Genomic DNA, 25,063 nt, shown 5'->3' on the forward strand with positions numbered 1-25,063 from the left:
TTATAATTTTTTTGGATGAAAATATTGGGGCATAAAGCCCCAATATGTATTTCAGGTTACTTGCTTTTTGGTAGAGCATTAAGCAGTCCAGTTAATGCTGTGCCGACAGCGCCTAGTGCGCTAGCGAAGCCGCCTGCCGCAGAGAGAAATGGCTGAAGTGCGTTGAGGATAGTAAGAGCATCAGTCAGGTTATGTCCGCCTAAAACTTCATTGGTTTCCAGATTAGTCATTTGTGTTTTCATAGTAAATATACTCTGTAAAGTTAGTGATGCTGTCACTGTTTTGAGCACAGTAAAATAATTCTTCACTAAGAAAATATTTCCCGGTCAGCAGCGAATAAATGTAACAGCAAAAAAAGTTTTTAATAAAGTTTGTGACTATATATCTATATGATACAGATAATTTAATTATCAGCTTACCGCCGAATACTTAAATTATGCCATTTTAAATGGGATATAAGGGCATCTGCTTGTGCATAATTACCGTAATTATTGCTTTTATCGCAACAAAAAAACCATTTATGCTATGGCCGCCTAAAATCTCATTTGCTTCTTGGCACGTTATCTCTGTCTTCATAGTTAATTTACTCTATAAAGTTGTTGATGTAGTCACTTTATGATCTATGGTGAGTAAATGTAATATCAATTAAATCGATGATTTTAATAACGTCTTGTTATTACATTCTCCATCATTCGGTTCTTTGTGATTACAGGAATTTTCTTGCTTTATCAGCTTGATCGCCGAATACTTGGTTTACAGCTTGATAAAGACCGATACCCGCTGTCACTAGGCCAACTAATGCTGCTGCAGCGCTGAATGCAGCACCTGTCAGGCCAAACACAGCAGTTGCAACACCGATAGCTGTCATGATGCTCATCGTCGCTGCTGCACCACCGTTGATTTCATTTGATTCGTTAATGGTCATTTCTTTTTTCATGGTAAATCTCCTTTTTTCATGATTTGGAAGTTTCCTTCCGTTTGTACTCCGTTAGGAGTAATAATAAACAAATAGTAAGTATGTTTATTATTAATAAATCAAATCAGACATCAATTTGATTTATTAATAACATCCATTTGTAATATTTATTTAGAGATTTTTTACTTGTAGAAGATATAAGCTTATCTTCCTCTCTTATCATATATGGCTCTTTATTAAGCTCTATTCTCATTTAGCTATTCTTTTTCCTGTTGAGATAAAACATAAACATAAAATCTGATGAAATAAATATTTTTTTTTCGGAAAAAATGTAGTGTTTTTATTATGTATAAAGTGATACATAAATGATAATTAGATCTTAAGTGAGATTTATTTCTTGTGATTTCGCAATTTTATTGAACTAATATCACTTCATAATTGAGTGGTTTCTGATATCTGACTAGTTTCTTAAACGTTAAATCTATGTTTCATAACTATAAAAAAAGAATGTATTCAAAGTGAGAATTCGTCTCAAGATGGGAGGGGAGTCTTAATTCAGTTTTTATAATTTGTAATAGTAAGCGCCTGGTTGAATATATTAATAATTGATACTTCAACGCCTAACCTTTCTATTTATTTAGATAATAATATTTATATAAATGCATATATAAAGTAACAATGAATGAAGCGAGAGAGATGAAAGGCGTCGTCGGGACCCAGCTAATCTCGCTGTGTCCCGATATAGTGCTGGGTTAGAGCCACTTACTTTTGGCAGTGAAGCTGACAGATAACCAAGTATCGCCAATGAGCCTGACAATGCTGCTGTTGATGACTTCTCTGATTTGGTCCTGACGTTCAATGGGCCACTCATCAGGGTCGTCGATGAGTATGTTTACTTCAAGATCATAACGACGGCCTACTTTAACGAAATGGCAGCTGTAATCTTTGAAGTCGTGATGCTCCGCGATATTCAGCAGTGTGCGGTCTACGCGTTTTTTCGCCTTATTATTAGGCGTAATCAGCAACACCTCTTTCAGGTTCCTGCGTAACACACTGACTGGTAGCATGGCCGCAGCAAGTGAGAGAGCAGAAACGAGTATCGGGTCTATGTAATTGTTCCATTGTGAGTGGCCCAACCCATCCAGAGTGGCAACGGCGATAAAACCAATTAAGATGGTGGCGCTCAATATACCGTCAACTAGCCACTCCTGAGAATCAACCCGCACCAGTTCCGACTGAACTTCTTTGGATATATAACGCTCAGTAAAGAAAATACCAAAGCACAAGAAAGTTGAGAAAACGGCGTAACTCAGTGCTACATCCAATTCAACCTGTGTGCCCTCTGTAAATAGGGCAGTAATACCTGAATAGAATGCAAAACCACATATCATCAAAATAACCAGGCCATTGATGACAGTAATCAAGGGCTCTAGGTGCGTGTAGCCAAACTGAAATTGCTCGTCTTCCGGCCTACTCACCAGGTGAGCGGTATAGAGTGATAGACCAGTCATTCCCATACTTAACAGAGAAAACACGCCATCGAGCATGATGGCCTGCGAGTTCACTTGGATACCCACAATAAGGCCACAGGCAGCCATCAAGATTGTACCTGCAAGCGAAATTCGGAGTGAAAGTTTCTCCCTACTGATTCGAAGGCGGGATGCCAAGCTCACCTCCTGATTGAGGGTTTGTGTCATCGTTCTTTCCTATCTAATTGTGATTATTCGAAAACTTGTGGTTTCGGTTAACTTATGATGCTTTAACGATTTTTCTACGGAGGTTTTAAACCTGTTCATGGTAATGCGCGCGATGTTTAGTTCACCCAATAAGCAAGAAATGAAGGCGTTAGTGGATTGACTGAGTTGAGTGCTTTTTAGCCATTTTGCTCAGAGCCGCGGCAGTATATCTGCGGTTAAAAAAAAAGGAAGTATTATTTGGTAAGCCTATGTGTGTTTAACAATCAACAATGCTGTGGTTGTTACATAGGCCCGATGAACTCATAAAAGAAGAAAATTATACCTTGATGACTTTTGGACGTCTAGACTGTTAGCTTTCCATTTCTTGACTGTTTGAAGTATACTCGCCGCCCTAAAATTACGATCTATTTATCATTTTCGTGTGTATTGAACGATTTGCATTTCGTTAACTGATTTAAACCGTCTTATTCATCCACTGGAAATTTCGCGTTTATATAAACCTTTCGGCTAAGACCGTTGTTGTTGCTATTGGTGCCGCACTCTATGGCATTGGTGGACTACCCATGTTTTGTGTGCCTGTTTTTGCCAATACCACGCTCAAACCCGCGATGGCTGTGTTGTCATTATTTGCGGTTCTGTTTGGTCCTGTGGTGGTTTTTTTGGTCGGCTTTATCGGTCATTGGGTGACTGATCTCTTTGCGGGCTGGGGCGTTTGGCTAACCTGGTATTAGGTTCTGGTTTATTTGGCTTGATCATGGGGTGCTTTCCTGCACTTACCCGCTACTGGCTTGAAAAGAAAGGCGAGTTTAGTGCTTGGGACTTCATGGTTTTTGTCGCGCTCACCATCATTGGGAATTGAGTGGGATATGGCATATCGGCGCTTCTTGATACGTTTTTATACGCAGAGCCATTTATCAAAGTGTTTACTTCCTTGGTAATACTTGGTGTAGGTAACGCCCTGTTAATCGCAGTGGTCGGCAAATATATTCTCGATTCAGTTGCCAGGCGAAACAGTCAGAGTCGCAATCTTGTGGAGGCTTCGTCATGACGATCGAATTTACTAATTTCTCTTTTCGTTATGATTCACAGGTCAACCCGACGCTAAAAAATATCAACTTAACCATTCAGCAGGGCGAGAAGGTGCTGATTGTTGGACCAAGTGGTAGTGGTAAATCGACACTTGGTCAGTGCCTGAACGGCTTAATCCCTCATGTTATTAAAGGTGAAGCGAAGGGCTCTCTCAGCATTAATGGCAAAAATACAGCGTCAATGACGATGCATAATGTCACCGCGATGGTGGGGACGGTTTTGCAGGACACAGATAGTCAGTTTGTAGGGCTCAGTATTGGCGAAGACATCGCGTTTGCGCTGGAAAATCGGATGATGTCATTGAGATGTACCCGTTGGTTAAGTCGACAGCAAAATGGTTGACCTGCAAGATATGTTATCGCGTTCGCCCCACGATTTATCGGGTGGGCAAAAACAGCGTGTCTCACTGGCGGGCATTTTGGTGGACGATGTCGATGTATTGCTTTTTGATGAGCCGCTGGCAGCGTTAGATCCTAAAACAGGGAAACACACCGTCGAGATTATCGATGCGCTCCACCAGAAAACGAATAAAACCATCATTATTATCGAACACCGTCTGGAAGACGTTTTTCATCGTCATATTGACCGTGTGATATTGATGGATCGCGGAGAAATTATTGCCGACACCACGCCTGATGTGCTTCTGGCCTCTGATCTTTTATCAACACATGGTATACGTGAACCACTTTATCTTTCTGCGTTAAAGGCGGCGGGTAACACGATTGTTCCATCAGACAGGCCGTCAAACCTCGCAGGCATGTGTATTCAGCCATATCGTAGCAGTGTCAGTCGTTGGCTTGAGAATAACCACCGAGAACCTAGCAACGTAGAGAGTGATACGCTGCTTGAGTTAGAGGGACTCACATTCTCCTTTGATGGAGAGAAGAATGCGCTGGAGAATATTTCCTTTTCGGTCAAGAAGGGGGAGTTCGTCTCTATCTTGGGTAAAAACGGCTCGGGTAAATCGACGATCACACGTTTGATTATGGGCGTGCTGGAGCCGGACAAGGGCAGTATTCATCTTAGTGGTGACAACCTCGCTGATATGTCGATTTTTGAGCGCAGCCAAAAGGTGGGTGTGGTACTTCAAAACCCGAATTATATGATTTCTCACCATATGATTCTTGACGAAATCGCTTTTGGCTTGCGCAATAGAGGTATCGATGAAGGTATGGTGCAAGAGAAAGTAAATGCAGTTCTGGTGTTCTGTGGCTTGAGTAAATTCCGACATTGGCCAATTGATGCGCTCAGTTTCGGCCAGAGGAAACGTGTCACCATTGCTGCTATTTTGGTGTTGGAGCCTGAGTTATTGATTCTGGATGAGCCAACAGTTGGACAGGATCACAGAAACTATACCCACATGCTCTCTTTCATCCGTCGGTTAAATGTGGAATTAGGCATTACCGTTCTTATTATTTCCCATGACATGCATTTGGTCTTGGAGTACACAACACGTTCCATCGTTATTGCCGACAGCAAATTGATTGCGGATGCACCGATGACTGAGGTCTTCAGCAAACCTGAACTTCTTGATAGCGCGAATCTCACGACAACCAGTTTATACGACCTTGCGGAAAAGCTCGGTGTTGAGGATACCTCTGGTTTTATGCAGCAATTTATCGACAGTGAGGTATGTGCATGAAAGCCGCTAAAATGAAACTCGGCATCAGTTATATCGACACCAAGTCACCGTTACATACCCTAAATGGAATCACCAAGTTCGCTCTATTTATGGCCTGGGTTACCGTTGTTCTGACAACGTTTGACCTTAGGTTGATTATCACGGTGTTAGTTTCGGGGCTGGTATTGCTGAGGTTGACGGGTGTTCCGTTTAAGGTATATCAGCCACTTCTTTTAGGTACTTCTACAGTACTGACAATAAACGCACTATTTATGTTCTTACTCGCTCCACAGTAGGGGAGTGAGATTATAGGCAGCGTAACGCCGATATTGAATGTTGCGGGCGGCTACTCAGTGACGGCAGAGACACTGTTTTACCTGTTAGCAGTGACACTGAAGTATTTCAGCATGTTCCCCATTGCGCTGATCTTTGTCTTTACGACGCATCCGACAGAGTTTGCGGCCAGCCTGAATCGTATTGGGCTACCTTACAAAATCGCATATGCAGTCAGTCTGACGATTCGATATTTATCCGACGTACAAAAGGACTTCATCCATATCATGCATGCTACGCAGGCGAGGGGCGTTGAGCTCTCGGGGAATGCACCACTTTTGAAGAGAGTAAAAAATGTCTCTAAAATATTAGGTCCGTTGGTTTTCAGTAGTCTTGATCGGGCAGATGAGATTTCTAACGCCATGGTTCTGCGTGGCTTTGGGCGACATGTCTCTCGAACTTGGTATAGTCAGTAGGCACTCACTCGTACAGATGCTTTCTGGTTAATGGGTATCGCTATTGTTACCTTGCTTGCCTTGGTTAAGCATTTCTATGAGAGCCAATTGTTCTGGTATCCCTTTTCCTGAAGCATAAAATAATCAGATTGAAAAATAGACAACGGATGTCTGTCGCCGCGTAATTCTCTATAACTCAAGAAAGCCTTCTCTCAGCATTCGCATCTTCAATTCTCAACACCCTGTTTTACTTCTGTAATATTCCCTTAGCCTTTGGTAGATGAGAACACCCATGTGTCACTGATGGCACTTTGTTTCGAGTCAGAACCATAGGCTGAATCTATCGATGAGATAGAGTGAAACGAATATCCCTAGAAACTTTGTGCTGATAGCATTTAACCACTGAACGAAGAGACGTTATTGAGCGTGTTTACCTTTATTAAGGAGTGGTTATGAGCAGACAAATAAGTGTTTTGGGTCTCGATACTGAAAAGACAAAAGTGCTGGCTGAGCAGCTCAACGACCTGCTCTCACATTACCAAGTGCTTTATATGAATACACGAGGCTATCACTGGAATATTCGCGGTTCAGACTTCTTTGAGCTTCACCTAAAGTTTGAAGAGATCTATAACGATTTGCTGCTGAAGGTCGACGAAGTAGCAGAACGTATCCTAACACTCGCTTCACGCCAACGCACAGTTATAGTCAGTACCTCTCAGAAAGCAGTATCAAAGAACAGGAAAACGTCCATTCAGGTCGTGAGTCAGTTGAAGGTCTTGTAGACGGGTTCAGTGTTCTTATTCGCAAAGAGCGGGCGATACTTGCGGCAGCCAGTGATGCTAACGATGAAGGTACGGCAGCGCAGATGAGCGACTATATACGTGAGCAAGAAAAGCTGAGTTGGATGCTGACTGCTTATTTGCAGTAGTTTTATGCCTGCAAATCTGACTAGATAAATAAAGAGCCGGACAATCGTCCGGTTTTTTATTGCTGGTATTTTAACTGTGCCAGAAAACAAAAACCCCAGCCTAGGCCGGGGTTTCTTTAGAACTTGTAAACAGAATTACTTCTGGTTTTTCAGTTCTTTTTGCTTAGCAATAACTTCTTCAGCAACGTTTGCTGGGCAAGCCGCGTAGTGTGAGAACTCCATAGAGAACTGACCACGACCAGAAGTCATTGTGCGCAGGTGGCCGATGTAACCGAACATTTCTGAAAGCGGTACATCACCCTTGATGCGAACACCAGTAGTGCCAGCTTGCTGGTCTTTGATCATGCCGCGACGACGGTTCAGGTCACCGATAACATCACCAACGTGATCTTCTGGAGTGAACACGTCAACTTTCATGATTGGCTCAAGAAGCTGAGGACCTGCTTTTGGCATAGACTGACGGAAAGCACCTTTAGCAGCGATTTCGAACGCGATTGCAGATGAGTCAACTGCGTGGAAAGCACCGTCGTACAGCTCAACTTCAACGTCTAGCGTTGGGAAGCCAGCCAGTACACCTTGCTCCATCATGCCCGCAAAACCTTTCTCGATTGCTGGCCAGAATTCCTTAGGAACGTTACCACCAACAACAGAAGAAGAGAAAGTGAAGCCAGAGTTAGCTTCGCCTGGCTTGATGCGGTAATCAATCTTACCGTACTGACCAGAACCACCAGACTGTTTCTTGTGCGTGAAGCTGTCTTCTACTGGCGTAGTGATAGTTTCACGGTAAGCAACCTGTGGTTTACCAACGATCAGGTCAACACCGTAAGTACGCTTAAGGATGTCAACTTTGATGTCCAGGTGAAGTTCACCCATACCTCTAAGGATGGTTTCACCAGAATCTTCGTCAGTTTCAACCTGGAATGATGGATCTTCTGCAACCATTTTACCGATCGCAATACCCATTTTCTCAGAACCGCCTTTGTCTTTAGGAGCAACAGCGATAGAGATTACTGGTTCTGGGAAGATCATTGGTTCCAGAGTACATTCGTGTTTTGGATCACACAGAGTGTGACCAGTCTGAACGTTCTTCATACCAACAACGGCGATGATGTCACCTGCTTGCGCAGATGAAATCTCGTTACGCTCGTCAGCATGCATCTCAACCATACGGCCGATACGCTCAGTTTTGCCAGTTGCAGAGTTCAGTATTGTGTCACCTTTGTTCAGCACGCCAGAGTAGACGCGGATAAAGGTCAGAGCACCAAAACGGTCATCCATGATTTTGAATGCCAATGCACGCAGTGGCTCTTTAGGGTCAACAGTTGCAACTTCACCTGTTGGCTCACCAGTTTCTTTGTCAGTCAGAGGCTGAGCATCAACTTCAGTTGGTGATGGCAGGTAATCAACAACGGCGTTCAGCATAGGCTGCATACCTTTGTTTTTAAATGCTGAACCACAGTACGTTGGGAAGAACGCCAGCTCACGTGTACCTTTACGGATACACGCTTTGATCTGCTCCATAGTTGGCTCTTCGCCTTCCATGTAAGCCATCATCAGGTCGTCGTCTTGCTCAACAGCAGTTTCGATCAGCATTTCACGGTATTCAGCTGCTTTCTCAACCATGTCTTCTGGGATATCTACGATTTCGTAGTTTTCTGGCTGACCAGAATCGTCCCAAATCCATGCTTTTTGCTCAAGTACGTCTACAACGCCCTTGAAGTCATCTTCGATGCCGATTGGCAGAGTCATAACCAGTGGAGTTGCGCCCAGTACGTTTTTAACTTGGTCAACAACACGGTAGAAGTCTGCACCCATGCGGTCCAGCTTGTTTACGAAGATCAGACGTGATACGCGTGATTCGTCAGCATAGCGCCAGTTAGTTTCTGACTGAGGCTCAACACCGCCAGAACCACAGAATACACCAACACCGCCATCAAGAACTTTCAGTGAACGGTATACTTCAACAGTGAAGTCAACGTGTCCTGGAGTATCGATGATGTTCAGACGATGGTCATTCCAGAAACAGGTCGTTGCTGCTGACTGGATGGTAATACCACGCTCAGCTTCCTGCTCCATGAAGTCAGTAGTTGCTGCACCATCGTGTACCTCACCGGTACGGTGGATCTTACCAGTAAGTTTTAGGATACGTTCTGTAGAGGTAGTTTTACCCGCATCTACGTGCGCGAAAATACCAATGTTTCTGTATTTATTTAAATCGGTCATTGTTTTTCTCTATAAACAATTGGTGTGACGAATCAGGGTGGGGAGTATAGCAGGCGATCTTGGCTAAAGGAACAGATCGAAAAGCACCGATCGAGAGATTTTTTACTATCACTGTGGATATTTCAGAAAACCAAAGCGTTATTTGTGCATATTCTAACCGTATCTTTTGACAGGTCACTCATTTCAGCTGTTCTTCTTCGATAAGCACTCTTTGAAATAACATCAATTTGCCGTTTACTTTGCGATCTTCTGGGAATTTATTTTCTTTCGCTATGCCCCAAGAGCTATTTGAGCAATACATCATCATCAACTAAAGTTAATTAACCACTGGCTATATGTGGTTAATTAACTGACAACCTATGTCTTGCATCTAAGTCGTGTTTTTTCAGGAATGAAGAACAAATGAATACACGTGAAACACAGCTTGTAGCGAAAACGAAGCTAGAGATGTTGACTAAAATCATGCCGAAAAAACTGGTATTGATGACTCAGCATTGCCAGCAAGTTATCGACAACACGTCTCCAGACCCTTCGGTACAACTCATCGCTCTCTATCAGTTAATGAATGAGGTTTACGAGTTTATTGATAATTTCACACCCTGCCACAAAGGCTGTAATCACTGTTGCTGCTACGAAGTGTCTCTGTCAGAAATTGAAATTCGCTTTATCGAAGACAACACTGGAATTAAAAGGAAGCAAGATAGAGAAAACATTAAGTTAGGTAAAGGTGTCTTTCATGGTAAGCCGTGTCCGTTTCTCACAGAGGAAGGATGCGCGGTCTATCCTGTGAGGCCCTACGTTTGTCGTCGTCATGTTACCGTCGCGCCAGATAACACATGCTGCGATACCAATTTAAGCCAGACTGTGCTGCTTCCTGTTGTCAGGTTTGAACAAATAGATGAAGTATTTGGCGAAATCTGTAAGCGATACGGCCATACCGAGCGGATTGATATACGACAAGTTTTCGAACCGCTTTCCCGCTAATTCAGTGTCACTTCATGCTGAACAACATTTCCGACTACTGATGAAAGCCACTCAATAATTAGATTAGGCATGATTGATACGCGTGCTAGATATGCCTATTAAATTATGGGTAAAGAGCTTCTAACAAATTAGAGTAAAAATTCTTTTGTTGCTTGTTTCTGGCAATCGATTACGGATATACTCTTCCCCCGGCCAGAGCGGATGGGTTTTAGTCTTCTGAAACCTCACGTTCTACCTGCTTTCATCACGCTGTTACACGGAGTACCGCCCCACGGATAAGGCTCAGCCATTGTTAGCTCATAACTGGCAATCTCGCCGCTTCGTGGACGGTAACTAAAAAATTACACTTCAGGTGTTTGCCCCTTATTTCTCGTTACCTGCTCAGAGCGTCGTTGCGCCTAAAACTTCCGATTAAATAGCAAGGTAACCAAATGCAAATTCTACTCAGTATGGCCGGAATACTGGTCCTATTCGCATGCGCAGTCGCACTGTCAGAAAGCAGAAGTAAAATAAATTGGAGAACCGTCATCGGCGCATTTGGCCTGCAGGCTGGCCTTGCTGCTCTTGTTCTTTACAGTTCTATTGGACAGACTGTGTTGGGGGCGATGAGTAATGGTGTAGCGAAAGTTCTCTCATTTGCTGATCAAGGTATTGGCTTTGTGTTTGGAAGCTTAGCAACTGGCGATCTCATCTTTGCGGTTCGTGTTCTTCCTCTTATTATTTTTCTCTCTGCCATTATTTCCCTTCTTTATTATCTCGGTGTGATGAAATGGGTCATTAAACTCATTGGTGGTGGTATTCAGAAGTTTTTAGGAACCAGTCGCGCAGAATCCATTGTCGCGACAAGTAATATTTTCCTCTCTCAGGGAGAATCTCCGCTAGTCGTTCGTCCATTTTTGAAAGGCATGACGCGCTCTGAGTTGTTTGCGGTGATGGTCGGCGGAATGGCGTCTGTTGCAGGCAGTGTTTTGGGTGGATACGCAGCAATGGGTGTCGAACTCAAATACCTCATAGCCGCCAGCTTCATGGCTGCACCCGGTGGCCTGATGATGGCTAAAATCCTTATTCCTGAGCGTGAAACGCCAGTCAGCCAGGAAAAAATTTCTCTGAGTAAAAGTGAAGAAAGCAATGCGATTGATGCATTAGCAGCAGGGGCAATGAATGGTGTAAAAGTAGCGGTTGCTGTGGGCACCATGCTGATTGCATTTGTCAGTGTGATTGCGATGCAAATGCCGGGCTTGAAGGTATTGGGAATTTGTTGGGTTTTGAAGGTGTAACCCTTCAACATTTGTTTGGCTATGTGTTTTCGCCTTTGGCCTTTGTTATTGGTGTGCCAATGGATGAGGCCTTAAGTGTTGGTTCGTTGATTGGTCAAAAGATCATTTTGAATGAATTTGTCGCTTATCTTGATTTCGCCACGCTGAAAGACACATTGTCGATGAACAGCCAAGTGATTGTTACCTTCGCACTTTGCGGCTTTGCGAATATCGGCTCTATTGCTATCCAGCTTGGCTCAATTGGTGCCATGGCACCGGAGCGTCGTCAAGACGTCGCGCAAATGGGTATTCGAGCTGTTTTGGCGGCGACGCTGGCGAACCTGATGAGTGCGGCATTGGCGGGAATCTTTGTTTCACTGTAAATCACGCTGACTGGCGCAAAGAAAAAAGACCGCTCATGCAGCGGTCTTCTCCTCTCCTTTTTCTTCAGGCTTTCTGTTGCCGAGGCCACTCCGTTCTTACCATTTGCTCTAAGGCTTGTAGAGACATTTCTGCTTCTTGAACTACATCTTCGGCAATGATTAACGCTTGTTTCTGATCATTGTCTTCACAGGCCATTTCCAGCGTTTTACATAATTTGCTCAATAGAGCGTTGCCGTGGGTTTCTGCACTGCTAACAATCGAATGTGCTTCGAACTTTAGCTTGTCTAGATTCTGCTCATCGGTCGCTTGATAGATACTGTAAATTCTGTGCCTTGTATCTCTGGCGTAAACTTTGATGAGTTCTTCAATCATGTCGGGGTCAACGTCATTGCACAGATCATCAAGCCTCGACATATCGAGACGCTGATATGTTTTACTCTCGATGACTTCATCTTCAATCTGCAAAGGTGCTTTGAAGTTAGCGCTTTTATCCTGCCATTTGACGAGTGTTGTTAGCAGTGTTGTTCTGTCAATAGGCTTTGTAACGCAATCGTTCATTCCCGAATTGATAAATTTCTCCTGATCATTGGAGAGAGCGTGTGATGTTAGCGCGATGATGGAAACATCGTTTTTCGGCGATGGCATCTCCCTGATACTCTGCGTCGCTTCGATCCCGTTTACGCTTGGCATAGAGATATCCATCAAAATAATGTCGTAATCGTTTCGTTTCACGGCAGCAATGGCCTCAGCGCCATTATTGACGATATCGGCGGTGAGGTTATCGAGCTCCAACATACTTCTTATCACTAGTTGGTTAGCCACATTGTCTTCCGCCACCAGAATGCGGATATCTTTCCTGATCCGCTGGTGGAGTGTTTGATGAATAAGAGGCCGTGGTATTTGACTGCTTACGGTGCTGTGCGATGCGGGCGAAAGGCTGATATCGAACCGTACGCGTGTGCCGACGCCCGGTGTGCTGGAAATTTCAATATCTCCACCCATTAGCGTAATAAGCTGCTTACATATAAACAGTCCCAGTCCCGTGCTGTCGTTTTTGTAATGTCGTGCATTTTCTGCCGTTGAGAATTCATCAAATATTGTCGGTAATGATTCGGGCGAAATACCAATCCCCGTATCTGAAATTGTGCAGGTGAGGTTGCAAGAATCTGCTCTGTGGTTACTGTTGAACAAGCTGACATTGATCTCGCCGTATTCGGTATATTTGATCGCATTACCAATAAGATTAAGCAGAATTTGCCGAAGTCGGTCAGCATCTCCGCTGACATAACGCGGCACAGTGGCAGAGACATCGAGATTGAGTGTCAGTTTTTTTGATTGTGCTTTAGGCAGCAGTATGTCGGTAGTTTGGCGAACCAGTTCGGTCAAATCCATCGGATGATCGGCCAGCTTCAGTTTGCCAGCCTCTAGCCGAGAAAAGTCGAGGATGTCATTGATAATTGACAATAGTAGGTTGCCTGAGTGCTGCGCGGTTTGTAATAACTTCCGCTGTTGGGCTGAGAGTGTGGATTCAGTGATGAGCTCCAGCACACCCAAGACACCATTCATCGGGGTGCGGATTTCATGGCTCATCGCAGCAAGGAAACGTCCCTTAGACACATTGGCCTGTTCGGCAGATTGCTGCGCATCACGAAGTGCCTGTTCATTTCTTTTTTGTTCGGAGACATCAATAAAGTGGGCGATAAAGTGGGTGAGTGTACCGTTGCGTTCACGCATTGCCGTGGCAAAAACCAGAATCGGAATCACGTTTCCGCTTTTCTGTTTATGAAGCAGTTCTCCTCGCCATTTATTCTCTCGCGCTAGTGAGCGACGGATGGCTTGATAGAAAGTGACTTCGCCATTTGTTGCTGCCAATAACGTCATTGGTTTGCCAATGACTTCTTCGGCGTCGTAGCCCGTAATTTCTGAAAAACTTCTGTTTACCCTGAGAATGACGCCGCTCTGATCTGCGATAAACATGGCGTCAGTCGACTGGAAGGCATGATCAGCGAGCCGAAGTTCAGTCTGAACAATTTCGAGCTCACTGATGTCTCTGATCCTAATGATGAAAAAATCACGGTTTGAACTGTCTACCAAGTTGATGTCGACTTCTACTGGAAATCTCTCGCCGTTTTGGTTCTTTGCGAAGAATTTCAGAGTTTCACCTGCGTTTATGGAACATACCAGATCCTGGCAGGTGAGTCGGTTTTCTGGCTTCTCCTCACTGTGGATAAGATAACCAATATTTTTGCCAACTATCTCTGTTTTTCTCCAGCCAAACATATCTCTTGTTGCGGGGTTACAGGTTAACACTTCGCAGTTTTGGTCGGTAATAATGACCGGATCAGAGAGACGTGTGAACAACGTATGAAGGAATTTATCTTCAAGACGCTTTCGGGTGTCTTGCCGTTTTTCAGAGTGTTCAATGACCTCAGGTTCAAGGTTTTCTTCGGCGATATTTTCGACCTGCTTGTCACCGAAGTCCGTAATTTTAGGTGTAATGCGGACAGAAGAGCGTGCTCCCTTTGGCTCTGAATTGTTGTATTCCTCATCAGCCATAAACCCTGCGACGTTTGATTTTGAAATGGTGTCTTTAGGGCGAGGAAAGGCGTAGTAGTTGAGTAAAAGAAACACCATGCCTGTGACAGAGATAAACATCGAGATGAAGAAAGGACCGAAAGGGCTTTGCTTGGGTTGGAATACGCCCAGCACTATCTCACCAAGTGGCTGTTCTGAGCTGCCGATAGATTGCTTAACCAGCGTCAACAACTGTCGGTCTGCCTGACTAAGCGCGTTTGAACCGGAAGCAAGCACGCGGCCGTTACGCATGATCGCCGCATAACCAATGAGCTTTTCTGATCGAACAATATCGAGAAGTGCTTCTAGCGAAGAGGTATCTGCAGCTTGACGCAGCAGGGGCGCTACCGAAACAGCCAATGCAGCACCAATATGGCGTGCTGCCACTTCATCGCGATCATTGGCATCTGATGCCAATGATGAGAGTGTATAGGTGACAAGTATTCCCTGCGCAATAACGACCAGAAGAAGAATAGCAAGGGCTGTTCTGTTCTGTTTATGCATTTGGATCTCCTCATCCAAACAACACAGCCATAGTTGCCAAAAGAGACACCGAAAAGCTCAACTACGCTGACGTAACACTGGGTTTAAACTGGCAATAATCCCGCACTGCCAGTTCCGGAGGATCTTTGGTTAGTGAAAACAGGCTAAATCATAGAACATCGGCGCATAGAGCAATGCCTTATGAATGAAACTCACTAACAGAGATGCTGGAAAAACAAACATGTGGCGCTAAAAATCGCCAAACAGGCGCAAGACACCAAAAAAATCATTTACACAAACAATGGCGGTAAGTAATATTCCGCCCGCAACGGAGAGATGGCTGAGTGGTTGAAAGCACCGGTCTTGAAAACCGGCATACGTTAATAGCGTATCTAGGGTTCAAATCCCTATCTCTCCGCCACATTTCGAAAAGCCTCGGCAAAATGCCGGGGCTTTTTGCTATATGGATTCCGCCAAGCTTTCTCATCTTCTCGTGTAAAGAAACAGCATATTGATCAGTCCCAGCCAGCTCGACTGATATAAAAATGCAACCCATCCTTAATTAAACTGAAAATTGAAAGACATAGCCTCGTAACCTGACAGTTAGCACTCATGTGCGTATTTAAAGGTATTTGATAATGAAAATTGCGGTTGCAGGAACAGGCTATGTAGGGTTGTCAAACGCGATGTTACTTGCTCAGCACCATGATGTTATTGCTCTGGATATCGTTGAAGAAAGGGTAAGTATGCTCAACAGAGGGCAATCACCCATCGCTGATGCTGAGGTTGAGGCTTTCCTTTCTCGCGGAGATATCCGATTCGAAGCAACGCTGGATAAGCATTATGCCTACGAAGGGGCAGAGTATGTGGTTATTGCTACCCCTACAGACTACGACGTTGAAACGAATTACTTCAACACCTCGTCAGTTGAAGCTGTTATTCGCGATGTGCTGGCAATTAACCCTGAAGCGACCATCATTATCAAATCCACCATTCCGGTGGGATACACACGACGTATAAAAGATCAGATGGACTGTGACAACATTATTTTCTCGCCTGAATTCCTTCGCGAAGGGAAAGCTCTTTACGACAACCTCCATCCATCTCGGATTATCATTGGAGAGAAAAGTAAACGCGCTGAATTATTTGCGAACCTTCTCCAGATGGGGGCATGGAAAAGCGATATCGATGTGCTGTTTACTGATTCCACAGAAGCTGAGGCAGTAAAACTGTTTTCCAATACCTACTTAGCCATGCGAGTTGCTTACTTCAATGAGCTCGACTCTTACGCCGAATCACATGGATTGAACTCCCGCCAGATTATTGAAGGGGTATGTCTCGACCCAAGGATCGGCGATCACTATAACAACCCATCTTTTGGATATGGTGGCTACTGTTTACCGAAAGACACGCGGCAGCTCTTAGCGAACTATCTTGATGTGCCAAACAATATGATCCGAGCTATTGTCGAGGCGAACACGACCAGAAAAGATTTTATTGCCAGTTCAATCTTAAAGAGTAACCCAAGAACGGTAGGTATTTACCGGCTGATAATGAAGCAGGGCTCGGACAATTTCCGCGAATCATCATTCAAGGCATTATGCGTCGCTTGAAGGCAAAAGGTATTGAAGTGATTATTTTTGAACCTGTGCTTAAAGAGCGTGAGTTTTTCTATTCAGAAGTGGTTACTGACCTTGATGATTTTAAAGCTCGTGCAGATGTTGTGGTGACCAACAGGATGGCAGCAGAGTTGGCCGATATTGAAGATAAAGTATACACACGCGATCTGTTTGGGGCTGACTGATAGTGTTAAATACTGACTTTGGAAGCGATATGAATGGGCCGCTTCCCTCCTCCCGTTATGGTAATGACGAAGATTTTTGGTAACTTCGACCACCTTCGCATCAATGTTGAGCCAGATTCGATTACGTGATTTGACTGGCCCTACACAGGCTCCATGTCGCGATGAAAGGTGAGTAAACCATGGCTAAAAAACCTGTCCAGATTGCTTTAAAGAGACAGAATGATGCGACAGCCATTTGATCCACCTGCAGGGTGGTGAGGATAAGAATCAGTGGTAATGCGGTGACCGTAAAAGAGAGTCCTCCAAGAAGAAAGCCTATCAAAAATGGGGAGCACCACAGCCACTGAATCTTTTTCAGATAGCGCGGCGGTACTGGCGGTACTGAACCTGATGAGACTTGTTTTTTGATGATTGCGCTGGTGATGAGTGTGGTTATAAAAGGCAAAAGAAACGCGGTGAGAGCAATATCACCGGCGATACTGATCCAACCCCACATTGGAACAACACCCAGTGCTCCGAAAGCAACCCATGCTCCAACGCCATTACCAAATGCATTGCCAATAATCGGTAACAATCCTTGCTCGATGGTGAAGAGCCTTATGTGTCTTTTGGTGATGAACATGTCCGCTTCCTTGCAATGAAACAATCAATGAGTTGGCTACAACGAAGTCAGAGTGACTTTCAGCTTCTCAGTAGATCAAACATACATGACGGTTTTCCTCCACACATGTCCAAACTTAAGACGTTGCTAATTAAAAATGATTACTTTCTCAGGTACTGATCAAAACACGAGTTGTTAAGCGGTAAATGTTTTTGAGTCCCTGTTTTCATTGTGTCGAAAAGGGAAAACAATGCTGAGTTTTGTTGGAAATAGTCAGGCGAGACTTTGCCGACGTTGATGAATGTATTGAAGGTGTATTTTTAGTTTTACGGTTATTCGGAAAAGTAGATGATTTACAGACTTTTACTGCAGATAATGGAGACGGCAACAACAGCCCCTCTTTGTGGGTCCTATTGCATTCATCTGCGGAAGTGTTGTAAAACAACGCCGCAAATGCGATAGGTTTTTTGGGTGAACAAAGGCCTCTCGGAGAAAGGTGACTATTCGCATAAAGGCATGGATGTCTGGAGTTATGGTGAATACCAAAATGCTGTATTTACAGTGATGATATAGGCAGTCCAATAGATGAAAACATCTTAATTATGAGTTGCGAAAAACTCAACTTCTCCGTTATTCAGCCAGAAATTTCTCAGTCATCTTTCGACGTAGAATTTGACCAAACACAGAAAACTTTCACCGTGTGCTTCGGTGAATATTCTGTTCGAAGTGCATTTCAGGCTATCGTCGATGTCATGAATAAGCCCATGGGTTTTGAGGCCCTTGCACGCATCACCTTGACCCATAGTTGCCAACCTGTGAGTCCTTACATGTTTTTTAAGCACTTGAGGCAACAAGAAAAGGCGAATCAAGTTCTTTTTAAGATTATTGAATGCCATGCAAAATCGTTCAGGCATAGCCCGTTTTTCTCTCCTGATGTAAAACTATTTATTAATCTATCGCCAAACTTTTTTGTCATGTTACATCAAGTTCCCGGGCTCATTACTGCAATTAAAAAGATGCTTTCTGAGGCTGAAATACCCTTGGAAAACGTCGTCGGTGAGTTGACAGAATGCTGCTGTAAACAGACAAAACAGCTTTCAAAAGGGTTGAGTGTCATGAAGGCTGAAAATATCTGGCTGGCTATCGATGACTTCGGTGAGAAGTGCTCCAATATGCCAAGATATGGTTCCTTTAGGCCGAACATTGTCAAAATTAGCCGAAAGTTTTATTTATCAACCCTTCGCGATAACCCAGAAAAGCTCATCTCAATTATCGATGGATTCAAAGCGGATGGTGTTCATGTTGTAGTCGAGGGGGTAGAGGAACCCGAAGACTTCAAACTACTGACGCAGATGGGTGTCGAATTGTTCCAAGGCTTTCACTTTCACCGGCCTGAGGTAGTGACTATCAATGGGTAATTTAAAAAATAGCTTTTTGTATCGAGGTCTCTCCGCCTCACTGTGGCTGAGTGCTGTCTTTACTGTTGTGCTGTTATTTATCGAGAGCCGTGAGATCCATGGCAATATCGAGCATCATCTGACGCGTGTTAAAGAGCACATGACAATGAATAAACTTCTCATCAGATATTCTGTTATCAGCCATGAAAAGGATATGTTTATTGATTTTGTCTATGAATCCGACACGTTTAAAGATCTGAACTTTGCCTATGAAAACGGCGATATCATTGTCAATTCGAAAACCATTAAAGACAACAAATTCGATGCAAAAACACGCCCATGGTACGTCTGCGCTAAGAGCAAAAACGCAAACGAGTACTGTGTGTCAGACGTCTATCAAGATGAATATCAAGGTTTTGGACCAGAGCCTGAAGCGTCACACGTCATTACTTTTTCTTACCCGATTTATGCTGACAAGGTGTTCATTGGTGTGGGTGTCTCAGACATCCCTGTTAATAAATTAGATGGCGATAATCATTTTCTGAAGCTGCGTAGCTACAACTATGAAAAAAACAGTGAAAAGAACGATATAAACGTTACTAAAGTGATCACCTGCTTTTTAATCACGTTTCTGACGCTCTATTCACTGAGTATTTCAGTACGCATGTTGGTATACAAAACAATCATTTTGACCCGCTTAGATGCGCTATCTGGCTTCAAACGGCGAGAGGCTTTCCAGAAAGCCAAGGTCGACTGGCGAACCAAAGCTTTTGTTTTCTTGATATTGACCATTTTAAAGCGATCAATGACACCTACGGCCATGATGTGGGCGATAAGGCAATCAAAGCCTTTGCACAGTGCATAAAAGAAGGGGTTCGTGAATCAGATGTCTTATTTCGGTGGGGCGGTGAGGAGTTTTTGATTGTTTTGCGTAACCCTGAGGACACGGTGCCAGATATTTCGAAAGTACTTGAGCGGGTATGTAGGAAAGTTGAGGCGATTGATATTGATGGCGTGCCGAAGTTCACCGTATCGATTGGTTATTGCGAATATCACTATGATGACGATATCGACGATGCTATTAAAAATGCTGATACGGCGCTATATGCTGCCAAGCACTCCGGGCGAAACCGCGTGTTTCGTTATAACTCAGGGTTAAAAATGAACAAGCCTTTCGTCCCTTCCGCGTAACTTTCTAGTGTTATGCAAGTCCTGAAAAAAACGCCACGTTTTACGTGGCGTTTTAAATAAACTGATTATCTCTTAGCCAAGGTAGCGATTTGTTAGATGCTCTTTGAAGTATTTCGCATTGAGGGTTTCACCTGTCGCAGCAGTGATCAGCTCATCGGTCTTCAGCAGGCTGCCTTTGCTCCAGATATTTGCTTCTAGCCAATTAAAGATCGGCGAAAGATCGCCGCTTTCGATGACGCTGTTCACATCGACTGATTGCTTCATCACAGCCATGTATTGGGCAGCGTACATGGCCCCCAGTGTGTAAGAAGGGAAGTAACCGAAGGCGCCATCAGTCCAGTGAATGTCCTGCATGCAACCATTTTTGTAGTTTCCTTTGGTGCTTAAACCAAGGTAAGACTGCATTTTTTGGTCCCAAAGCTCAGGGATGTCTGTGTACTCAATGTCGCCATTCATCAAATCACGTTCAATTTCGTAACGAAGAATGACGTGAGCAGGGTAAGTCAGCTCGTCCGCATCGACACGGATGAAGTCTTTCTTCACACGGGTATACAATTTCTGGAAGTTATCTTTTTCAAAGATGCGGGCGTCGTGCTCACTGAAGTGCTTGCGCGACAGATCAGCAAGGTGAGCAATGAACGGCTCACTGCGGCCAACCTGCATTTCAAAGAACAGTGATTGAGATTCATGAATACCCATAGAGCGCGCGTCGCCTGCTGGTGTGCCAGCGAGAGACTTTGGTAAACCCTGTTCATAGCGAGCGTGACCCGTTTCATGTACGATGCCCATCAATGACTGCGCAAAATCACTTTCGTCATATCGAGTGGTAATACGAACGTCAGTCGGTACGCCGCCACAGAAAGGGTGAACACTCTCGTCCAAACGGCCATTGTCAAAGTTGAATTGAAGCAGCTTCATAACATCCAACCCCAGCGCTTTCTGGCTTTGTGTGCTGAAGGTGCCTTCCGGAGTGACGAGGCTTTCTGAGCTTTGCTTCTCAATGACATTGTCGACCAGCTCCGGTAACCAGCTCTTCACATCGTCAAACAGTGCATCGAGTGACTCTGAGCTTGTGCCCGGCTCATAAATATTCAGCATGGCGTCATATGGCGACAGACCTGATGCTTCAGCACGAATTTGCGCTTCTTCACGAGAGAGTTTTACAACTTCCTTGAAGTTCTTTTCGAATCCCTGCCAGTCGTTCTCTCCACGCTGTGTGCGCCATGCGTGCTCACACTTTGAACCTGCCAAGGATTTTGCTTCTACAAGCTCGGTGGGCAGCAGGTTAGCATCCTGCCAGTTGCGCTTGAGTTCGCGAAGTTCAGATTTTTGTTGGGTGGTCAGGCTTTCAGCTTCGGCTTGAGAAAACAGCTCAGCAAGCTCTGGTGCCGTGCTTAGCGCTATGCACATGCACATTCAGTTCGGCCATGGCTTCAGCGCGTGCCTGGCTTCCGCCACTTGGCATCATTGCTTCATTGTCCCAGCCACAAATAGCACCCAGGTGTTCAAAATTGTTTACTTTTTTGGCGTGTTTAACCAGCTTTTCGAAAGCACTCATTCCGCTCATCCATTATCGTTTGTACAAAAATTTCGTCTTAGCCTTCATGGCTATCTCTCTCCGAATATAACAATGAACACATATCGGAAAAGAGAGAATTTATACCAGACTGGGTAAGGTTCTTAGTTTTTACGTCTGATTGGGCAACAATTGACCAATAATTGTATCTTAATTTATGCAAAGAGTGATTTGTGTATATTTATGACGGTTTTGGTCTTCTTTCTCGTGTGAGTGCATGTTTTTTCTAGTTTTAGTCTGAATTTCACGTTTAATTTTCTCACTTTCATTTTGCGAAGCAAATCACCAATATTCATCTGCGACTTTACTGTTAACGGTAATGATAATAATTTGCAATAGCATTTATTATAACTGGGAACGGATAATGTCTAAGGAATTTGCGTTTCACCATGACCCACTCTTGCGAGTGAGGGATCTATGTGTGGATTACATCACTGATGATGGCCACTTCCGTGCCGTAAAAAATGTCAGTTTTGATATCGGCCGTGGTGAGATTTTTGGTTTAGCGGGCGAATCAGGGTGCGGCAAAAGCACCATCGCTTTTTCAATTAACAGCTTGCACAAACCACCTGCATTCATATCACATGGCGAAATTTGGCTCGAAGATATCAATTTAAGAACGCTCTCAGACAAAGAGCTGAATGTTATCCGCTGGAGTGAGATCGCGATGGTATTCCAAAGCGCGATGAACTCGTTGAATCCCGTACTCACCATTGAAGATCAGTTTCTTGATGTTATCCGCCATCATAAAGGCTGGAACGATGACATGTCGCGCGAACGCGCATTACAGATGCTGGATTTGGTGAATATTCCTCGTGAACGATTGAAAGACTACCCGCATCAGTTCAGTGGCGGTATGCGCCAGCGTCTGGTAATTGCCATCGCGCTTAGCCTCAATCCAAAACTGATCGTGATGGATGAGCCAACAACGGCTCTCGATGTCGTCGTACAACGAGAAATCTTGCAGCAAATCTTTGCCCTCAAGCAAGAGTTTGGCTTCTCTGTGCTCTTCATTACCCATGACCTTGCCTTGATGACACAGCTGAGTGACCGTATCGCGATTATGCGAGACGGCGACATTGTTGAAGTGAACAGTTCGAAGCAAATTCGTCATCACCCTCAGCACGATTACACCAAACAACTCTGGGCATCTTTCCCGAATATTCATGACATTGAGCCCGAGGAGAAGCAGGCTGCTCCCGAATTAGAAGGTACAGAATAATGAGTGAACCAATCATTCGCGTAGACAACGTCACTAAAACCTTTGAAATGGGCGGCGGCTTTGGCAAGAAAGAGACTTTTCAAGCTCTCCGCGGGATCAGTTTTGACTTACATGCCGGTAAAACGCTGGCGCTGGTCGGTGAATCTGGGTGTGGTAAGAGTACCGTCGCAAGGCTCATCACCAAGGTTCATGATGTGACGTCTGGCGACATTACGTTTAAGGGCCAGAGCGTCGGCGATATTCGTTCTGGTGCTGCGCTGCGTGATTATCGCAGCAAAGTACAAATGGTTTTTCAGGACCCGTTCGGTTCACTTAACCCTGCACACACGATTGGTCACCATCTGGCGAGACCCGTTGAAATTCATAATCGTGTGTCTGGAAAAGTAGCACTGTTAGAGCGTCAGAAAGAATTGCTCGAGCTGGTGGAACTTGACGTTGATTGCCTCAAGAAATTCCCGCACCAGCTAAGTGGTGGTCAGCGTCAACGTATCAACCTTGCCCGTGCCTTAGGTGTAGGTGCAGAGATGATCCTCGCTGATGAACCGACATCAATGCTCGATGTGTCAATTCGCCTTGGCGTACTAAACCTGATGCAGCGTATGAAATCAGAAATGGGTATCGGATTCTTGTATATCACCCATGATTTGGCGACAGCTCACTACATTGCCGAAGAAACAGCGGTTATGTATCGTGGACAAATCGTCGAATGGGGAAACACACGCGACATTCTGACTAATCCGCAGCATCCTTACACTAAGCTATTAATCTCCGCAGTCCCTGATCCTGATCTACCCTTTAGTGAGGTAGTAAAAGAGAGTTCTCAGTACTCGCAAGACGCTGAATCTATCCGCTTATTAAGTGGTAAGTTGCAACCAGAGATCAATCAGGTCAGCGGCAATCACTTTGTCCGAAATTGGGAGTCTGCTGCATGAAAATTGCTGGCTGTTGTGAAGGAACAGAAATTGATCATTGGTTAACCGATATCAAAAATTGGTATTGCAACCAGAACATCAACGAAATGGAAAAACTGGCCGAATTGGCCGTGAATATTCCAGAGCGTATTTTCTCTCCGCATATTTGTCAGGCGAAAAGTGAGTCTTTGGGATACTGGCTCGATGCCTGTATCAGAACCAACCATCACTTGAACGCATTAGGTAAAACGGATGAAGCTTATAGCTATATCCAATTTGCCTACGGCAAAATGCAGGCAATGGCCAGCGACACTGAGCATGAAATTGAAGTAAGGAAATGGTGCTTGCAGCGTATGGACCATTTAGTTGTCGTGTTGCTTGAGTTTTGTCAAAGCCAAACTGAGGCTGTTTGGAAACAAGAGTCTACGACTCTGATTGAGGCACATGTGAGCTTTATGACAGCGCAAAACCACATGAACCTGAACCATGGCGCCGCAACAGCCTGAGTGATGACAAATGCTCTCGAAACAATTTGATGCCAATAAAAACGCCCACTGATATGTGGGCGTTTTTATTGAGGCGTCTCCAGCGTGGCTCCGGGAAATCAGCTACTCGCAGATGCGGCTTCTGTCGCTGTTTTCTCGCTGTGTTCATCTTCTGTTAGGTTATTGATCCACTTGCCTGATTTAATGCGAAGCAGGGTAGGGATTAACTTAACGATCTCTTCTGAAGCAATCATCAAGAACACCCAAGGCAGTGCCCACTGGAGCCACAGAGCTGCAATCAGCGTGGCTGGAATCGCCCACACCCACTGACAGTAGAAATCCAGATACATGCAGTATTTGTTATCACCACCTGCTCGTAGAATACCCACAATCAACACCACATTAATTGTTCTGAAAATCATACTGATAGCAAGAATAGGCAGACATGAGCGCGTAAGCGCCTGCACATCGGGTGTGAGCTCAGTGTAAAGAGGAATGATCAGCGGTGTGGCTACCATGATACCTGCGGCGATGACGAAGCCCGTAACCAAAGATACAGATGTCGCGTATCCGGCGTAGGTTTTACTCAGGGTAAAATTACCTGCACCCAGTGCATTCCCGACCAAAATAGCGACGGCACCAGAGATGCCTGCAGCTGTCGCGAGAGAAAACGATTCAAAGCTTGAGATAACTGTCGTAGCAGCGAGTTCTTGTTCGCCAAGTCGCCCGACGATGATATTGAGAACAAACAGTCCAACAGTCCAAATGACTGTACCTGCCATGTTGGTACGGTCACAGCCAGATACTTGTTGAGCGTTTTGGGTTCTGCTGCTTGAGCAATGTGTTTGAAGCCAAAGGCAAGCTCTGGGTACCATTTATAGACGATAGCTACAGTCGCAATAAAACGTATGGCGCGAGCCAGCGATGTCCCGATGGCAGACCCCGCCACACCCAGTTCAGGTGCGCCGAACTTACCAAAAATAAGCATATAGT

General features: G+C 44.6%; 16 protein-coding genes, 1 tRNA gene and 6 pseudogenes. 15 read left to right on the forward strand and 8 right to left on the reverse strand.

All coding sequences use genetic code 11. The annotated features are described in order from the left end of the window. Positions 1-56: 56 nt before the first annotated feature. The 3 genes from CS022_RS08085 to CS022_RS08095 form a co-directional block, all read right to left on the reverse strand. The gene (locus CS022_RS08085; protein WP_129121865.1) at positions 57-242 is read right to left on the reverse strand and encodes a hypothetical protein; all 186 of its coding nucleotides are present in this window, start codon (positions 240-242) and stop codon (positions 57-59) included. Between the two features lie 464 nt (positions 243-706). Next, positions 707-937, reverse strand: a complete 231-nt coding sequence (locus CS022_RS08090) for a hypothetical protein (RefSeq protein WP_129121866.1) — start codon at positions 935-937, stop codon at positions 707-709. A gap of 731 nt (positions 938-1,668) precedes the next feature. After that, positions 1,669-2,613, reverse strand: a complete 945-nt coding sequence (locus CS022_RS08095; protein WP_129121867.1) for a cation diffusion facilitator family transporter — start codon at positions 2,611-2,613, stop codon at positions 1,669-1,671. 494 nt (positions 2,614-3,107) lie between these two features. Here CS022_RS08095 and CS022_RS08100 point away from each other — a divergent pair. From CS022_RS08100 to CS022_RS08115, 5 genes and pseudogenes are all read left to right on the forward strand, one after another. Further along, a pseudogene (locus tag CS022_RS08100) lies at positions 3,108-3,661 on the forward strand (ECF-type riboflavin transporter substrate-binding protein). Continuing rightward, the gene (locus tag CS022_RS28035) at positions 3,658-4,044 is read left to right on the forward strand and encodes an ABC transporter ATP-binding protein (RefSeq protein WP_148669329.1); all 387 of its coding nucleotides are present in this window, start codon (positions 3,658-3,660) and stop codon (positions 4,042-4,044) included. Before CS022_RS08100 ends, CS022_RS28035 begins: the two are co-directional and overlap by 4 nt. Before the next feature lie 10 nt (positions 4,045-4,054). Then, on the forward strand, positions 4,055-5,344 hold the full coding sequence (locus CS022_RS26125) for an ABC transporter ATP-binding protein (RefSeq protein ID WP_408057228.1): 1,290 nt from the start codon (positions 4,055-4,057) through the stop codon (positions 5,342-5,344). Beyond that, positions 5,341-6,183, forward strand: a pseudogene (locus CS022_RS08110) (energy-coupling factor transporter transmembrane component T family protein). Before CS022_RS26125 ends, CS022_RS08110 begins: the two are co-directional and overlap by 4 nt. A gap of 320 nt (positions 6,184-6,503) precedes the next feature. Continuing rightward, a pseudogene (locus CS022_RS08115) lies at positions 6,504-6,979 on the forward strand (Dps family protein). Between the two features lie 135 nt (positions 6,980-7,114). Here the strand turns inward: CS022_RS08115 and fusA are convergent. Further along, positions 7,115-9,202 carry an elongation factor G gene (fusA, locus tag CS022_RS08120; RefSeq protein ID WP_129121868.1) on the reverse strand — a complete coding sequence of 696 codons (2,088 nt, stop codon included), beginning with the start codon at positions 9,200-9,202 and terminating at the stop codon, positions 7,115-7,117. Positions 9,203-9,604: 402 nt separating this feature from the next. Between fusA and CS022_RS08125 the strand changes: the two genes are divergently transcribed. Beyond that, positions 9,605-10,186 carry a YkgJ family cysteine cluster protein gene (locus CS022_RS08125; RefSeq protein ID WP_129121869.1) on the forward strand — a complete coding sequence of 194 codons (582 nt, stop codon included), beginning with the start codon at positions 9,605-9,607 and terminating at the stop codon, positions 10,184-10,186. A 431-nt stretch (positions 10,187-10,617) separates the two neighbouring features. After that, positions 10,618-11,825: pseudogene (locus tag CS022_RS08130) on the forward strand (NupC/NupG family nucleoside CNT transporter). 64 nt (positions 11,826-11,889) lie between these two features. Here CS022_RS08130 and CS022_RS08135 read toward each other — a convergent pair. Then, a complete protein-coding gene (locus tag CS022_RS08135; RefSeq protein ID WP_129121870.1) occupies positions 11,890-14,904 on the reverse strand; it encodes a PAS domain S-box protein in 3,015 nt (1,004 codons plus the stop codon). Between the two features lie 309 nt (positions 14,905-15,213). Between CS022_RS08135 and CS022_RS08140 the strand changes: the two genes are divergently transcribed. Further along, a tRNA-Ser gene (locus CS022_RS08140) sits at positions 15,214-15,304 on the forward strand. Positions 15,305-15,521: 217 nt separating this feature from the next. Continuing rightward, positions 15,522-16,687: pseudogene (locus CS022_RS08145) on the forward strand (nucleotide sugar dehydrogenase). Between the two features lie 121 nt (positions 16,688-16,808). On the opposite strand, the gene CS022_RS08150 reads toward CS022_RS08145, so the two are convergent. Then, a complete protein-coding gene (locus CS022_RS08150; protein ID WP_129121871.1) occupies positions 16,809-17,309 on the reverse strand; it encodes a hypothetical protein in 501 nt (166 codons plus the stop codon). 581 nt (positions 17,310-17,890) lie between these two features. Between CS022_RS08150 and CS022_RS08155 the strand changes: the two genes are divergently transcribed. The 3 genes from CS022_RS08155 to CS022_RS08160 are packed head-to-tail and all read left to right on the forward strand — an operon-like array spanning position 17,891 to position 19,876. Then, the gene (locus tag CS022_RS08155) at positions 17,891-18,706 is read left to right on the forward strand and encodes an EAL domain-containing protein (RefSeq protein WP_129121872.1); all 816 of its coding nucleotides are present in this window, start codon (positions 17,891-17,893) and stop codon (positions 18,704-18,706) included. Then, positions 18,699-19,550, forward strand: a complete 852-nt coding sequence (locus CS022_RS26130) for a cache domain-containing protein (RefSeq protein WP_235869326.1) — start codon at positions 18,699-18,701, stop codon at positions 19,548-19,550. The genes CS022_RS08155 and CS022_RS26130 overlap by 8 nt, the downstream gene beginning before the upstream one ends. Then, positions 19,487-19,876: a GGDEF domain-containing protein gene (locus CS022_RS08160; protein ID WP_235869330.1), complete on the forward strand. Its 390-nt coding sequence runs from the start codon at positions 19,487-19,489 to the stop codon at positions 19,874-19,876. Before CS022_RS26130 ends, CS022_RS08160 begins: the two co-directional genes overlap by 64 nt. A gap of 72 nt (positions 19,877-19,948) precedes the next feature. On the opposite strand, the pseudogene CS022_RS08165 reads toward CS022_RS08160, so the two are convergent. Beyond that, positions 19,949-21,434 (reverse strand): annotated as a pseudogene (locus tag CS022_RS08165) (carboxypeptidase M32). A 382-nt stretch (positions 21,435-21,816) separates the two neighbouring features. Here CS022_RS08165 and CS022_RS08170 point away from each other — a divergent pair. Genes CS022_RS08170 through CS022_RS08180 form a run of 3 tightly spaced genes read left to right on the forward strand, consistent with a single transcriptional unit; the run spans position 21,817 to position 24,091 of the window. Next, positions 21,817-22,674 (forward strand): ABC transporter ATP-binding protein, encoded by an 858-nt coding sequence (locus CS022_RS08170; protein ID WP_129121874.1) that lies wholly within the window; start codon positions 21,817-21,819, stop codon positions 22,672-22,674. Continuing rightward, complete coding sequence (locus CS022_RS08175; protein ID WP_129121875.1) at positions 22,674-23,606, forward strand: ATP-binding cassette domain-containing protein; 933 nt, start codon at positions 22,674-22,676, stop codon at positions 23,604-23,606. The genes CS022_RS08170 and CS022_RS08175 overlap by 1 nt, the downstream gene beginning before the upstream one ends. Beyond that, on the forward strand, positions 23,603-24,091 hold the full coding sequence (locus CS022_RS08180; protein ID WP_129121876.1) for a hypothetical protein: 489 nt from the start codon (positions 23,603-23,605) through the stop codon (positions 24,089-24,091). The genes CS022_RS08175 and CS022_RS08180 overlap by 4 nt, the downstream gene beginning before the upstream one ends. A gap of 98 nt (positions 24,092-24,189) precedes the next feature. Here CS022_RS08180 and CS022_RS08185 read toward each other — a convergent pair whose 3' ends face one another. Continuing rightward, positions 24,190-24,945 carry an MATE family efflux transporter gene (locus CS022_RS08185; protein WP_129121877.1) on the reverse strand — a complete coding sequence of 252 codons (756 nt, stop codon included), beginning with the start codon at positions 24,943-24,945 and terminating at the stop codon, positions 24,190-24,192. Positions 24,946-25,063 lie beyond the last annotated feature (118 nt).

The organism is Veronia nyctiphanis, assembly GCF_004116385.1.
Lineage (GTDB): Bacteria > Pseudomonadota > Gammaproteobacteria > Enterobacterales > Vibrionaceae > Veronia > Veronia nyctiphanis.